Annotated in this window: 14 protein-coding genes; 3 read left to right on the forward strand and 11 right to left on the reverse strand. The window is 37.7% G+C overall.

Annotated elements, in window-relative coordinates:
• The 3 genes from LZF95_RS23435 to LZF95_RS23445 form a co-directional block, all read left to right on the forward strand.
• A partial coding sequence (locus LZF95_RS23435; protein WP_233757766.1) for a CBASS cGAMP-activated phospholipase occupies positions 1-1,046 on the forward strand: 1,046 nt, incomplete at its 5' end.
• A gap of 4 nt (positions 1,047-1,050) precedes the next feature.
• The gene (locus LZF95_RS23440) at positions 1,051-2,094 is read left to right on the forward strand and encodes a CBASS cGAMP synthase (RefSeq protein ID WP_262912312.1); all 1,044 of its coding nucleotides are present in this window, start codon (positions 1,051-1,053) and stop codon (positions 2,092-2,094) included.
• A complete protein-coding gene (locus LZF95_RS23445; RefSeq protein ID WP_233757770.1) occupies positions 2,030-2,755 on the forward strand; it encodes a hypothetical protein in 726 nt (241 codons plus the stop codon). The genes LZF95_RS23440 and LZF95_RS23445 overlap by 65 nt, the downstream gene beginning before the upstream one ends.
• 94 nt (positions 2,756-2,849) lie before the next feature.
• Here the strand turns inward: LZF95_RS23445 and LZF95_RS23450 are convergent, their stop codons facing one another.
• The 11 genes from LZF95_RS23450 to LZF95_RS23500 all read right to left on the reverse strand — a co-directional run bounded on the left by LZF95_RS23450 (position 2,850) and on the right by LZF95_RS23500 (position 15,230).
• Positions 2,850-3,503, reverse strand: coding sequence for a hypothetical protein (locus LZF95_RS23450; RefSeq protein WP_233757772.1), 654 nt, complete (start codon positions 3,501-3,503; stop codon positions 2,850-2,852).
• Positions 3,504-4,026: 523 nt separating this feature from the next.
• The gene (locus tag LZF95_RS23455; RefSeq protein WP_233757774.1) at positions 4,027-4,734 is read right to left on the reverse strand and encodes a hypothetical protein; all 708 of its coding nucleotides are present in this window, start codon (positions 4,732-4,734) and stop codon (positions 4,027-4,029) included.
• 154 nt (positions 4,735-4,888) lie between these two features.
• Positions 4,889-5,785 carry an FRG domain-containing protein gene (locus LZF95_RS23460; RefSeq protein ID WP_233757776.1) on the reverse strand — a complete coding sequence of 299 codons (897 nt, stop codon included), beginning with the start codon at positions 5,783-5,785 and terminating at the stop codon, positions 4,889-4,891.
• Positions 5,786-5,883: 98 nt separating this feature from the next.
• Complete coding sequence (locus tag LZF95_RS23465) at positions 5,884-6,579, reverse strand: M48 family metallopeptidase (protein ID WP_233757777.1); 696 nt, start codon at positions 6,577-6,579, stop codon at positions 5,884-5,886.
• Positions 6,576-9,824: a type I restriction endonuclease subunit R gene (locus LZF95_RS23470; RefSeq protein ID WP_233757779.1), complete on the reverse strand. Its 3,249-nt coding sequence runs from the start codon at positions 9,822-9,824 to the stop codon at positions 6,576-6,578. Before LZF95_RS23470 ends, LZF95_RS23465 begins: the two co-directional genes overlap by 4 nt.
• Positions 9,825-10,020: 196 nt before the next feature.
• The gene (locus tag LZF95_RS23475) at positions 10,021-10,518 is read right to left on the reverse strand and encodes a hypothetical protein (RefSeq protein WP_233757780.1); all 498 of its coding nucleotides are present in this window, start codon (positions 10,516-10,518) and stop codon (positions 10,021-10,023) included.
• Positions 10,518-11,228 (reverse strand): DUF3800 domain-containing protein, encoded by a 711-nt coding sequence (locus LZF95_RS23480; RefSeq protein WP_233757781.1) that lies wholly within the window; start codon positions 11,226-11,228, stop codon positions 10,518-10,520. Before LZF95_RS23480 ends, LZF95_RS23475 begins: the two co-directional genes overlap by 1 nt.
• A 61-nt stretch (positions 11,229-11,289) precedes the next feature.
• A complete protein-coding gene (locus LZF95_RS23485; protein WP_233757782.1) occupies positions 11,290-12,171 on the reverse strand; it encodes a ComEC/Rec2 family competence protein in 882 nt (293 codons plus the stop codon).
• Positions 12,168-12,743, reverse strand: coding sequence for a hypothetical protein (locus tag LZF95_RS23490; RefSeq protein WP_233757783.1), 576 nt, complete (start codon positions 12,741-12,743; stop codon positions 12,168-12,170). The genes LZF95_RS23485 and LZF95_RS23490 overlap by 4 nt, the downstream gene beginning before the upstream one ends.
• A 10-nt stretch (positions 12,744-12,753) precedes the next feature.
• Positions 12,754-13,989: a restriction endonuclease subunit S gene (locus LZF95_RS23495; protein WP_233757784.1), complete on the reverse strand. Its 1,236-nt coding sequence runs from the start codon at positions 13,987-13,989 to the stop codon at positions 12,754-12,756.
• A gap of 2 nt (positions 13,990-13,991) precedes the next feature.
• Positions 13,992-15,230 carry a hypothetical protein gene (locus tag LZF95_RS23500; RefSeq protein ID WP_233757785.1) on the reverse strand — a complete coding sequence of 413 codons (1,239 nt, stop codon included), beginning with the start codon at positions 15,228-15,230 and terminating at the stop codon, positions 13,992-13,994.
• Positions 15,231-15,232: the final 2 nt, after the last annotated feature.

Consider the following 15,232-nt stretch of genomic DNA (forward strand, 5'->3'; position numbering starts at 1 on the left):
AGACTAGCAAAATAGTCCGAATCCCTGTGGGGCATGCCCCACAGGGATTACTTTTGGTGCACTCTTGTTGCCAATTATGGTGTATTCTTATTTACCGAAAGTGGTGCATTGTTATTTACCGATCACATGAGCATTTGGAACAACGGTATTCCTGCTCAACATCAGATCATTTTGATATGATCTGCGGAACATCTACTGGGGGTCTTATCGCCCTTGCGCTTTCATTAAAAATTCCTGCTTCAGAGGTATGTACGTTTTACGAAAAATACGGAAGTCAAATCTTTCCTCACCGCACCAAATTAGGAGGACTTATAAGACAAACATTCTGGCGGGGAAAATACTCAGACAAGCCTCTCCGAAATGCACTAAAAACCATTTTTAAAGACAAAAAAATTGGTGATTGCCAGAATCTTTTATGCATCCCGAGCTATTCGCTAACAGATGCACGTCCCTGGGTCTTCAAATATGACCACAAAGAAGTTCCACTAGATAGGGATAATAAGGCATTTTGTGTTGATGTCGCACTCGCTACTTCTGCAGCTCCGACATATTTCCCATTAGCAGAGATTGAATATTATGATAAAAAGCAATTTATAGACGGCGGTGTGTGGGCCAATAATCCAACAATGGTAGGGGTTATTGAAGCTCTTACATACTTTGTTGGTGACGGGAAAGAGTTCGATTCTATTGAGGTGCTTTCAGTCAGCAGCCTTAACAATACTGCTGGAAAATCAATTGGTCTGAAAAGACATCGTCCCTTTATTAAATGGAAGGATGACTTATTTGAGACATCTCTAATTGGGCAAAGCATGTTTACAAATTATATGATGTCAAAGTTTTGCGAGATGAATCATATCAAAGTGAGGTACATACGGATTCCATCAGAAAGCATATCAGCAGAACAACAACACTTAGTTCAACTTGATATAGCAACGGAAAATGCGATCCATTTCATTAAAGGAAAAGGAAATGACAGGGGAGAAATTGCAAAAAAAGATCCTGAAATAGGATCATTCTTTATGGAAGCTAAAAACTATAAAATATAACAATATGGCAAATTGCAACTTATTATTCAGCGAATACAATAGCATAATCAGGTTATCCGATGAAAGGCGACAACAACTATTAGAAGTTCGTAACAACCTAAGGATTAGGCTTAGACGCGGCTACTCTATTATATCTGAAGAGCTAGGTCTAAAAAATGAAATAATTCATCAGAGCCAAGGATCCTTTGTTATGGACACCATAATTTCTCCGATTAGAGGCGATTATGATATCGATGATGGACTATACTTTATTGGCAGCTTAGATAGAAAGAGTAGGCCATCTCCTTCAGAATTTCATAAATGGGTAAAATATGCTCTTGATCGCGGACATGATGACATCGAAAAAGTCATAGATAAATCGACATGCATACGAGTACAATACAAAAGTGGTTTCCATGTAGATATCCCTATTTATTATGCCGACAATATTGATTGTCCAGATCTGGCAGATGTGAACCGAGGGTGGATTCTAAGTCACCCAATCGAATTTATTGAGTGGTTTGAACAAAAAGTTCAATCAGGCTTCAGAAAAGCATTTATTACTGAATCCAGACTTTTTGATGAGTTTGTACAATGGACATCAGATATTAGAAAAAATGATCATCAGCTTCGTAGGATTGTTCGGTTTTTAAAGGCTTGGGGAGATCTGCGGAGAGAGGAAATGCCCTGTGGATTAATAATGACCATCCTTGCGGCAAACAATTATTATCCGCACCAGCGGGATGATATTTCCTTAAAGGAAACTTTAATCAAAATTCACGCATCCTTGCAACAAAATTTTAGATGCGAAAGACCGACTACACCAAAAGGAGAAAATCTTTTTGAAGGTTATAAAAATCAAGATGCCTTTATGAAATATCTCGGTTACTTTATTGAAAATGCCAAAAAAGCACTCGAAGAGCCAAACGAAAAAATTGCCTGCAAATATTGGCAAGTAAGTCTGAGAGATCGTTTTCCTTGCTATTTAGCAAAAGATGAGATTAATGGAAATTCCGCTACCATTAGCTTGGGAATTGGAGGTTCAATTAGAAAACCGTGGTGCTACTAAGATGGAAAGTTCAGAGATTTTCGAAAGCCATATCGGGCCTGTCATTGAAAAATACCCAAAACTAAGTAGGGTATTAACCTCTGAAGGGAAAGTAACTTTAAAAGGAGAAATGGAAATTATTGATGCAGAAGGTAACTTTTGGGAAGTTTTCGAAATTGAAATTCACCATGTAGACAGTTACCCATTACAATTCCCAAAGGTTTATGAGGTCGGAGGAAAAATCCCTAAAATAGCCGATTGGCACATCTATGTAGATACAAAATCATGCTGCGTTGCGATTGCACCTGAAGAAAGTATTGCTTGCAAGAAAGGAATTACTTTAGTTCAATTTATTGATGAATTTGTATTGCCCTTTTTTTTTAATCAAGCCTTTCGAAGGGTTGAAGGATATTATAAAAACGGAGAATATTCCCATGGTATCCAGGGAATTTTCGAATTCTATGATGAAACTTTTAAAACACACGGAAATGTAAGTGCGTTGATCCGCTTAATGAAAAAAATGGCCTTGATCAAAACTAGGCCAGGAAGGACCCATCAATGCTTTTGTGGTAGTGTTAATAAATTTAGACATTGCCATAGAGAGACATTCAACAAACTTTTTGATTTAGACCGAAGGCTGATTCAAGTCCATGCAGATTTAATAGTAGAGGCCTGGAATTAATTTACTTTAATTAGGCGGTTTTCTCTTCATTAAAATGATTCATACCAATTCTTAGTTAATACTGACATAACGATTGGTGAGGCCTTCTAGTCGATTATGTCCTACTATTGTTCTTCTTTAATTTAAGATATTTTCTAAAATCAGGCAAAGCAAAACTAAATAAAACTCTTGTTATGATATCCTTTGACATGGCATCAAAGAATGATTTTAATATAATTCCAGGTGTTTCAGGAAAGTAATCGTTTTTAGTAACTGTAGTTACTTCTTGCTGTCTGTGTTTAATATCAATCGAAGATTCTTTATTTGACAATAGAATAAAGATAATTTCATCACTAGGGTTCAAGTATGATATATTAATTTGTCCTTTATTTGAGTCAAAAGTTAAGCTATATTCAGCTTCTGATATATTGAAGTTTGATCTAGCCATTTCAATATTCATCAACTCAGCGTTTTTACTGTACAATTCAAAATCAATTTGAATAGAGTCAATTAGAAGATTCCCTGTATTGATTACTAATATTTCATTTTTATACAATTCATTAATTGGTTTGTCATTCATCTTGATTTCAATATTATTTTTCACCAAATCAGAAACTTCAATTAACCTTGTAGAAAAAGTTGAAAAAATCGACAATATCTTTTCCTTTTTATCTTTTTTCGAGTTCCACCTACTTAGAAACGCTGTTAAAACTGCACCAATTATTGCTCCAGCGACAGCAAAAATTCCGTTTAATAGTTCTGGTTTCATATTTTGTCATTTTTCATACCACACAATTAAAAATCCCCCCTCGGTGTAGTCTCATCGCTCGTGGCACTGGGTTGAATTTTTAACTTAACCCTTCTATTCTTGCCAATTAGCAATTGGCTGTTCTACCTCACCCCTCCCTCTCCTTTAGGAGAAGGCGATTGTGAGACTGTATGTTTCAAGCTAGTGATTCCACTGGATTGAGAAGTTCTCCGGATTTAAGCCCAGATAGGTACTATAATAGTTGGCGTAGTTCCAGGATCCTGTCAGTCTCAGTACTTGAGAGTCTCAGCTGACAAAGAACAGTAGCAAGAAAGGGAATAAAATGATAAGAAAACATACCAGTACAGGGTATATTTTGGGGAAATGAGAGGAAATGTGAGGGAATTGCAGTGCTTTTTCAGGCTTTCATCAGAATGATAAGTATACCTCTGTGCCATTTTACAAACAAAAATAGAAAGTGGGTAACATGATCCTGTTCCATGTCAGCGATACACTTATGTTACAAGACTCCCTATTTCATTAATTATCCTAATCGATTATTGTTATAGTACCTTATTATTTCAATATTCTCTGGAATCACATCGATTACTTGATAACCATCTTGATCCTCCTGACAGGCTCTTGGATTAACTCTACAATGAAATGTTGAAACTGCTATCCTACCCCAAGGATTATCATGAAAAGTTTGAATATCATTTGGATCCAATTTGCACTTTAAGATAAAAGGCTCTCCAATTCCTTTAATTTTGTCAGAAATCTTATCAAAGTATTGAAGTGGAAAATAGACCTGCTCCCCACCAAAATTAGAAAGCAATGGTTCAGCACCATGATTATCTAAAGCGGAAGTTGTAAAATTAAAAAACAATCGTTTATCTCTAGATGCATTTTGCTGACTATTAAAGTGTTCTTTCCATGCCTTTTTAATTTCATCTATTTCCTTCAGTGAAAATTTATCCTCATACCTAGTAATAAAGCTATCTCGAATTTCTCTGCCAGAACGACAAGTTAAACCTGCTTTGGATATTTCCCCATAAATTGCTCGTGTGTAATGAAATCCAAAAATACTTTGCTCAAGACAGTACTCATTAATCCTAAATACTAAGTTTTCTATCAAATAATTCTCTAACAATTTCTCAAAAGATTCTGTTTTCTGAAAAAGAGTTTTGATGGATTCAAGCTCAGCTATAAATTCATCTGGCAACCCGTTTAAGTTATCAAGGTTAATAGTCATATTTGAGATAATAATGTTTTGTAGTTCATTATAGAATTCGTTAGATCTATGGATATTGACTCTTTACATTATGACCTATCCGAATTTTTCATTTCAATTATTCACATCCCTCATTTCACCTTTCCTGCCAATAAATGGAGGTTGGAAAATCAAACTAATCACCATCTCTATTAAAACTAATTCTCGGATAATTTAGAGATTTCCCCAATCCCTCTAAGCCAGGAAATAAAGTTTCTGGAGTAATATTCATTTGTCTTAAATATTTCAGTACACTATAATTCAATTCCTTAGCTATAGTAATCTTTAATAGGGCGATTTCCCTTATGTTGTATCCTGACAAGTCATCAAAATGTAATTTTGTAGGGGTTGGTGAGGACAAATAGGACGTTAATGAATGAGAAAACGGAACCATTATGTTTGTAGGCATAACAAATATTCCCTGCTGAATAGATAAGCGTTCATTACATTGATCCGGGTTTATCAACAGCAACTCCTTTTCCAATTCCCTATCGAAACTTTTGTCAGTAATTACACAGTTTGCTTTTTCATTACTAAGCTGATACACTTTATCCATACTCATACCTCCACCTTTCCCCGTTTTTTCATATTTTTCTCGCAAAAAACTATCTGAGATACTGTATGTCAAAATATTTTTGTTTATAGCCCATACGGCAGAATTACTTTCGTTATTTGCGATAGCCATTCTTATTGCCACAAATAGTGACTTAGAAAAGTCCAAGAGCCTAGTTGCCGCTCCGTAATGTTGCATAATAGTTAACCACTCGATATTATTTGTGCTATCTGGCGAATTCTGCGAATAAAGCGGATATTTCCACTTAAACTCTTTTAACATTTCCTTTTCGTGGTGTGGGATCATTGCTTTGTCTACCAAGTTAGGGAACAATGAATTGATAAGTCTTTCAAGAGAGGTAGATAAGGGCCAATTTTCATTAGCTTGACCTCTAAACACAAATTGATCTAAAAATCTCTGATTTAAAGTAAAAATATCAGACCACTGATTTAGTCTACATTCTATATATAATTGTTTCATTCCTTACTTATCAATTCCGTATACCTACTTTTGCTTTATAAAATCTGGTGCTTTAGCGTACCCCCACAAAGAACACTTTCTAAGCCTCTGAATCAAAATTAAGCCATCATCCGCTCCAACTTCTCCTTCCATTTTTCCCAATCAGGCATATAACGGGATTGAAGTCTGAAAAAAGCAGGAGAATGGTCCGGGTGAACCAAATGGCATAGCTCATGAATAATGACATATTCTATGCATCCTTTGGGTGCTTTGATCAACTCAGGATTTAGTATTATTTTTCCTTTTGGAGTGCAGCTTCCCCATCTCAAAGCCATATCTCGTATGACCACTGAATCTGGAGCCACACCTTCTGATCTAAATTTTAGAATTAACTCAGAAGCAATTTTCTCAAATTTCTTCCGAGCTAGTTGTAGATACCAAGCCTTCATCAATTCCTTCACTTTACCACGATCTGTAGTCTCTACACGAATTTCTCCATGAAGTAACTTCACCGAATCCTGACTTGCCTCTTCTATCATCAATCGGTACTGCCTTCCCAGATATAGATGAGTCTCTCCGCTTACATAGTTACGCTCTGTTAGTCTCGGCTGGAATGACAAAAAGAAACTCTGCTGCTTGATAATCCATGCAGCACGTTTTTGCAAAACCTGTTTGATCTTTTCTCTGTTGGCAGAGGCAGGTGCTTTGACCAAGACTTCGGAGGTAGGTGTGACAGTTATTCCCAAGGTTTTCCGATCCGAAAAACTCACTTCATAATCGATCACCCTAGAACCAAACTGAATTGAATCTTTCATGATCGATAGCGTTTTTTGGCAACGGCCAAGATTCTTTCAGCCAAGGAATCGATCTCTGAGTAGGAAATCTCCCTCGCATGTTTATCACGGACTTCATCTATCAGGTAGTCCCCTATCTCGATAATAAGTTTACCGGTAATCTCTCTTTTGGACTCCCACTCCACAATAGGACTCTGCCCCCGACCAAACACCTCCGCTTTTATAAGCTGATTTATTTTCAATGCAGAAGTTTCGCAGATAGACTTTAGCGCATCGCTGTTGGAAATCTTTTCATCCAAAAACTCCTTGGTCAATCCATAAAAAGCAGCTGCCACCGACTCGTCCTTAAGCAGCTCGGGAATGTCCGAGTCTGTATGATTGAGCACCGCATCCATGACATTTTTTGTCTTTTGAAGATATTGGGTTTCCGAAATCCTCCTCGCCTCATAATCGGCAATTGTTTGGGATAAGAGTTGAGAAAACTTCTTATAAAAAGCGGGATCTTCATCCATCTTTTCGGAGATATACTTGGCTGTCCGGCTTGCGATTTTATCTGCTTTCGCCGCCTCTCCCACCGTCTTCTCAACTTCACTAGCAAAACTGTCTTTGTCAAAAATATTGACCAAATCAGTAATGGGCTCTACCTCCTCTGCAGTCACATGAGTATCCAGCAGTTTTTGAATCTGCTCTTCATATCGACTGTAATCTATCCGGTCAGAAAACCTGGCAACAACTGCGAAACGTAGCTTCATAAAAAAAAGCAGATCGGATTTGTACCGATCGATTTCCTTTGGGTCAGTTCTCTCATGAAAGGAAATGGTCGAAAGAGCAAGTTTCAAACTTTTACCGTAAGAAGTGAGCTTGTCATAAAAAATCACCCTAACTGACTCGTCACGCAAGATAAGCTGATAAGCCTCCGCATCCCTTGTGTTTTTTACACTTTTAAAAATATCCCAAAGTTCAGAATGCCTCTGCGGAAGTCGGTTGATCTCTATCTCTATATTCACCAGTGTTCCTTCCATATCGAGCTCATCAAACTCCTGAAAAGCAGCATACATCCTCAATGCATCGTCCAAATTTTCAATGACTCCATAATAGTCTATCACAAATCCGAAATCTTTACCTTCTTCTACTCGATTCACCCGGGCAATAGCCTGGAGCAGTTTGTGATCTTTGAGATTTCTGGTCAAATAAAGAACCGTGCTTTTGGGTTCATCAAAGCCCGTCAACAACTTATCTACAACAATTATAATTTCTGGATCAGGCAGGTTTTGAAAGCGACTGATCACTTGGCTCTCGTACTTCTTGGCAGATCCATGCTCCTGCATCATCCTTTTCCAAAACCTCTGCACTTTGTCACTGCTTTGCTCATAGGCATTGTCTTCTCCTTCCCGATCATCAATGGGTGAAATCAAAACTTCAGAGCTTACCAGTCCTATTTCATCCAAGATCTCTTTGTATTTGATTGCACTTAGCTTTTTGTCGCAGACCAACATACCTTTAAACCCTGTTCCTTGCCAATTGTCCCTAAAGTGTCTACTGATATCCCAGCAGGTCACATAAATTCTTTGCTCAGCAGAGTTGATCTGGTCAGCACGGCTAAATTTCCGCTTGAAATCAGCCTTTTCCCTATCATTAAAAGGTTCCGAAACCATATCAAAAAATCGATCTAGAGGGCCTGAATTCACTTTTAGATATGGCAATCTCCCCTCATACAAGAGTGGGACGACCGCCCCATCTTTCACGGCTTCATCTACAGTGTAGGCATCGATCATTCCCCCAAATTTGGCAGCTGTACTCTTCTCTTTCTTGAAAAGAGGAGTACCTGTCATCGCAATAAAACATGCATTTGGCAGGGTCTTTTGCATTTCGATATTGAAGGTTCCATGCTGGGTCCGATGTCCTTCGTCTATCAAAACAAAAATATTCGGATTTTCCAGCGGCTTTTGAATCTTCTTTACCGCGGCGGTGAATTTGTTGATTATCGTAGTGACTACAGCATCACTTGGACTTTCGAGCAAATGTACCAGTTGCGTTCCAGTCGAAGCATTATTGACTGCCATCCCACATTTTCGAAACGTACTGGTAATTTGTCTGTCCAGATCCGTCCGATCCGTTACCAAAATGATTTTTGGATTCAAAATGCTTTTTTCCATGGCAATCGCCTGCGCCATCATGACCATCGTAAGAGATTTACCACTTCCCTGTGTATGCCAAATCACCCCACCTTCTCGTCGATCCCTACCTTTTGCATCTTTTACTAAAACCTTAAGACGTGCCAATGTCTTCTTGACTGCAAAGTACTGCTGATATCGGGTGACCTTCTTCGTACCACCATCAAACAGAATAAAGTTGTATATCAAATCAAGAAGCCTCTCCGGTCGACATAGATTGAATAAAAACTCATCTTGCGCCGTAAATTGTATTTCTTCCTTCTCCAAGTCTTCAAAATATCGCTTGACATAGGAAAAGCGATCCGAAAACAGTTTCTGGTGTGTGGTAGGATCTAGTTTCTCTTTTTTGATTACCCTTAATTGATCCTCATATTCCTTCCTTTTCAAATCGGATGAAATCTTTTCTTTCCACTGCGCCCAAAATTTCAACGGAGTACCATTGGTAGCATAGCTTGTTTCTTGGTTTGCCAATGATACCAGCAGCTGGGCATACACATAAAAATTTCTAATCCCGTCCTCCTGCTGATTTCTCAAATGTTGGGAGATAGCCTGCTTGATCGGCTCCTTCATGTCCGGTCGCTTACACTCTAGGATCACAATGGGAATTCCGTTGATAAAAATCACTAGATCCGGAATGTAATGATCTTTGCCGTTGCTACGTAAGACTTTGAATTCTTCTGAAACCTGAAACTTATTGTTTTGGGGATTTTCCCAATCTATGTACTGTAGGGTAAAACTTTTCCGATCTCCATCCACAGTCTGCTCCACGGCCATTCCCAAAGTCAGCAGGTTATAGATTATTTCGGTGGAATGGATATAGCCTTCGTTCAAAGGAATCTCCTGAAGTTTTCGGATTCCGTTTTCAATATTTGCTTCGCTTATGTAAGTGTTACGACTGGAACTGACTTTCTTTTCAGAATTAATCAAACGAAGTTGCTTTCGAAGTACCTCTTCCAGCAAAACCTGGGTAGTTTTTCCTCCACGCAGTTTCATTGCTTCCTCTTCCGGCAGGTACTCAAACCCAAGTTTGCAGAGCCATTGTATTGCAGGAATCTGTGAAATATGATCTTCTTTGAAACTGGGTGTATCCATATAGCTTGTTAAAAAAGGTTAAAATCTGAGCTGTTTTCTTCTCTAATTAGACTGATTTTAAACAAAAACTGTGAAATTATTGTGTAATTCATGTGAAATGATCAAGTTTGCATTGTCATCGCCCAAAGGGTGAAAGACCTGGTTGCCCGCAGATCCGTAAATGCGGACCGCATTCATCGAAATGCGGTTTTCTTTTTTATAGCCCATGGTAATCCCTATACCTTTTTAAATAGGTTCTTCTTTCCAATACATCCACTTTAAAACCAGTGACTACTAACAAGTCACTTCCGATTGGTTTCAAAACCACCATAAAATCAGCTTCTTGAAACCAGAAGTGCTTTTTCAATACTCCCTTATTATCTGTGAATTCATAATACTTAATTCTAGGATCTTCAAAATGAAGTAAAATGGGTTTTATCCAATGGAGGCAATTTGTCCTAGCCGGGTCAAACATCCTTTGTCCTTTCATTTTGCTTTCCCTGGTAATCAGGTGCACAAACGTCTCTGGATACCCTCTAAATTCCCGATTGAAAGATGGTTTATCCACGATTTTCACTCTTCTACCGTCTATCTCAAATGGCTCATCAATAAAATCCTTTTGAAAAATTTTCAGTAAAACGTCAAGCTGGTCTTTGGTAAGTTCTTCATATCCCAAGTCATCAAATAATTCTTCCAGGTCATCTAAATCCAACATCACTTCAAATTCTTGGGTTGATGATCAAAAATATTGAACTTCTCCTCCCAAGGCTCTGTCCCTTCATCCAATGAATAACCTGACTTATTCTCCAAATAATCAATTATTTCCTTTTTCACCTGCGACGCGCCTTCTTTAAGATGCTCCCCTCTCGCCTTGTAGGTAATAGCACCAATAAAAAGGTCAGTTAGCTGCATCAACTCATTCTCATCAGAATGGATGTGTTGAAAATGAGTAAATGGAGAGTTTCCAGCATATTTGTTGACAAAGACCCGCTCTATTTGTTCTAGCTGCTCCCGTCCCCTGGTATCTTTAATATCCATAAAAACGCGATACTCATTTTGCCGGGGTGGATTTGTCATGGAATTCAAGACAAAATAAACCAGCTTGTAATAGTAGCTGTTATGATCTCCTTTGTTGAAATCCTCATGATGCAATCGATCCTTATACTTCATCAGGAGGCATCTAAAGAATATCGGCTGATCAAAGAAGAAATCTATCAATGTGCGGTACATCGGCATTCTGGAAATAGATAGCTTATTCCACTTGATCTCAGTAGGTGATTTATAATGCAGCTTGATGGATTTGATTCCCGCCTTGATGTCTTCGTAATCTGTCGCCTCAATCTTCAGATAACCGATACACATAACAGGAAATCCATCATTTTCCAGATGGCAGCTTTCGTCTATGTAGATGTTTTTAATGCTCATATTCCAAAGACAGCTTTTACTTCTGTTTGGCTAATTTTAATTTCAAAATTTGGATTACATTTCAAGAATATCTCTTTGGATAGAATTTTTCACTTCTTTGATTCTCCAGGTTATCACCTTGATAACTAATTGCAACCGCATAAGAATTACCTTCCAACTGGCCAATTACTACATCCCCCCTCTTCGTTGTCATCAAAGGTATCCCTCTCGAACTTAGCATGTTTCTTATATTTTGTCTGGGGTGATCGTATTGATTACAGTTATTAGATGAGCAAATTGCGATTTTTGGATTTAATGCATCTAAAAATTCGCCTGTAATAAATCCATTATCTGCCCCATGATGAGGAAGAATCAAAACATCTAGTTCATTACTTAATATAGAATTCTTGGAAAGCCTCGTTGACACTCGGCACGACTCTAAATCTCCAAGACTTAAAACACTAAAACCCATTGACCTGAAAAGTTTAATTAGGGACCAATCATTCTTTTTCAAGCTTAAATAATCACCCTGATAAACCACATTATTTGATGATCCATTTTGAGCTATGGGAAGACTCCTTATATATGAATTATTAACTTCAATAACATTGAGTATTCTCTCTTGGTGAATTTCATCATACCCTAACAATGTTTTTCGGCACAACTTCCCTGTTTCAGAGTCTGGTTCATACCCGGGGATCTCAATCCTATCAGGTCTTAATTTGTTAAGAATTTCGATCAAGGATTGGTAATTACAATGATCATTATCCCAACTTGTGATATGTAAAACATCAATTTTACTCTTCCCATGTATTCTCAAGTCACTTAATAAAACCTCAATTCCTCCCTTGGGTAACCTTGCCTCAACCAAGGTATATGTATTGTTTTTATAATGCGAAAAAAGGGATCCATCAGAGTTTAACTGAAAAGCTCTAAATTTTGTAATAAACTTATTTGTATTCATTCTCCGTTATTTTCTTTGACTTTAGTTGAGGAATTCGAATTCGAAATTTTGGACTTCGCGAAAAGAACTGAAATCAGTTCTTGTATTTTGTGAATCAACTCATGGCTTCCAAATCCAGAAAGGAAACCTAGGCCAATGAGTGAAAAATAGGATTTCAAAGCTTCATCATCCAGCTCAGAAATTGTCAACATCTTCCCATTTATTAAGGCTAAAAGGACAAGAGCCAATACCCCCCCTTGAATTGGTCGGTATAGGTACCAAAAAAACCATGGCCTAATATTTAAGCCTCTTGATTGATCAGATCCCCCTAAATCAATTGGAGTATAAGTATCTCCAATCCTCTGATAAAGAGCCCTCAAACAATAAAATGAGCCACCTAAACAGCCAGAAATGAAGAGTCCGTAAGTTACATCTTCATTTATCTTCAAGTGATTATGGACTCCGAGCGAGAGCTTATAATCAAAAAAAGAATTTGTAAATAACCATAGGATGCTAAAAAGTATAATCCCGAGGTGATACAAAATCACAACAAAAACTAAAAACTTCTCAAAATTATTAAGCCTATTTCCCATATTAGATCGATTAGTTTTCATTTTCCTTTACCCTCACCTTTCCCGTCAGCAGCAGCTCCACCATTCCTTTTTTCTGTTTATGAAGCTTGCCTAGGCGCCCCCGAATTAAATTCAACTCAAGATCAGACGCTGAAAGGATAGAAGCGATAGCTTTTTGTTCTTCTTTTTTGGGAAGAATAATTCTCACAATTGAGAAGTCTTTAAACTTACAATTCAAGGTATCTTCAACTAATCCTTGACTATTTCTCCAAAACTGGTTGATTGCTCGTGAGGTCTGGAACAAATAAGCAAAATATAATGAATGAGCATTATTTTTAGACTTTACTATGGTATATGCAGGGCTTACAATTCCCTCATGCGATGATAATGCACTTCGTCCCTGCCACATTCGCATCGTATTATAGCCTATATCACCAGCACAGATTCTCTTGTATTTTCGCTTATCCCTGCTTGAAGTATCCTTTTTAGTGGATTCAGCTTGAGGATAAACACCATTTTGACCAATAGATAATAGTGGTAAGTCTGTCAAACCTGTTTCCCTTCTTTCAAGAAAAAACTCGCCCAACTGATATTCCTTCCATTCTTCTTCAAAACCTTTCAACCGCTTCTTCCCCGTCAGCAGATTCTGCATTAGCCATTTTTTCTGGAGTTCCTTCTTTGCGATTAGCCTTTCTGAGATCTGGATAGCTTGGTCAATTGTCCCTAAAATTTCAGCTATGGATTGTTGTTCAGAAATAGGTGGTAGAAGAATTGGTGTTTCTTTGACCTGCGAAGAATTTATAGAAGCGATTCCTGTAGTCTGTTTAGCAGAATTCAGGAAATACGTTTTTGCCTTATGGCTTTGAAGATAATTAAACAAGAAGCTTGGATTTAGTAAAAATCCATCTGTCCTGATCCTGAATACATGATTTTGAAAAACTGGCTTAGGTAATTGGCCTGTCCAAATACAACCTCTGCCCAATTTATCTGGATCGCCACCTTCCGTTATTAATATATCATTTTCAAGTACGGCGTACCGTTCTAAGTCTGTAGCTGGTATTTCGATTTCTTTAACTTCAGAAAGATCAAAATATCCATCTTTTACATTTGCTACTCTCAAATAGGGGTGGAATACAGTCTCAACATTATTATACTTCTTACCCTTGGATATACCTTGCTGAATAACTGCAAGAGAATCTAAGTTTTTTAAACTCCAACCACTGGGAACCTCGAACTCCAATCCTGCTTTTTTCACTTTATCGCTCATTATTAGTTTCCGTATACCTTTTGATAATCTCCATTAATTTTATCAAAAAGTGTCTGTATCACTCTTTCCATTTCACGCATAGACAACTGGCTCTCCAGCTGAAATACTTCTTTGTCCACATGGATCACCCAAGCAGAAACTAAATCCATTTGATCTTCAAGTTCAAAAAATTGCTTTTTAATTATAATGTTGGTTTGAGCTCCCCAGATCTGATGGTCACCTCTCAATTCCCTAACAAGGTGGTATTTGATTCCAGATTCAAAATCATCTGCTCCATATTGCTCAATCTGATCCTTAAAAAAGTTCATGCCCGTGGACAAATCAACATTTACTAAATTCTTTCTCTTGGTAAAAAAAGTATAATTGATGTCTTGCTCCTGGATTCCATAGGTTTCCATCAAGCGAGTTTCCAACATCACCAAAACAGACTCCATGTCCTCATGAATCCACTTTTTCGCCGCATTGTCTCTTGTCTCAGGTAAATAAAGATCACCTTTTACCTTAAAACTCCCATCAGGTAAAAGCCAACATTCCAACCATTCAGGACCATCATCGGAAGTCAGCTTTTTACCTATAGTCTTTCTTTCTTCTACATACACTCTTTCCCAATAATCCCATTCCTCACCCGGTACCTCAATCAATGCAATCTCCCGATAAGGCATATCCAAATATTCCGAAAAATTCTCATTGACTCGAATGATATCGTCCACTTTCAGGCTATTGAGGCAATCCCCACTTGAAATTATTTTTTCAATTTCAGTGAGTTCTTGTATAATATATGACTCAAGCTGTTTATCAGGAAAGGCAGAAATTTGTTCCAAAAAAATCTTCCCATCTTCAACGAGATTTTCCTCAAGTGAATTAAGATCAGGATTCTGTTTATGTTGAAATAAACGATTCTCTTCTAATTCCGATCCTAAAAAATAGAATTTCAGTAACTCTAAATCTGAAGGTTTTAGCTTCTGAACAAAGTCCTTAATAATTTTTCTAACTGGAATCAATTCATCAACAGGAAAATCCCCAAAATCAACAACCCTTCTATAAATACTTCCAGCCATACCCGAAATCATTGGAAACTTCACTCCATCCTCTACATACCAATCAACGATAAGTCGGCGAAATAAGGGCACCAAAATCAATCTGGCCTGTTTGTTAATCGCAAATGTCCATGCCTCTCTCATTGGCACTTGATGGGGTGTCCGAACCCCAGACTTGAGTCTAATATGGTGAAATTGGCTCATCC

It is taken from the genome of Algoriphagus sp. AGSA1, from assembly GCF_021390545.1.
Classification (GTDB): Bacteria; Bacteroidota; Bacteroidia; order Cytophagales; family Cyclobacteriaceae; genus Algoriphagus.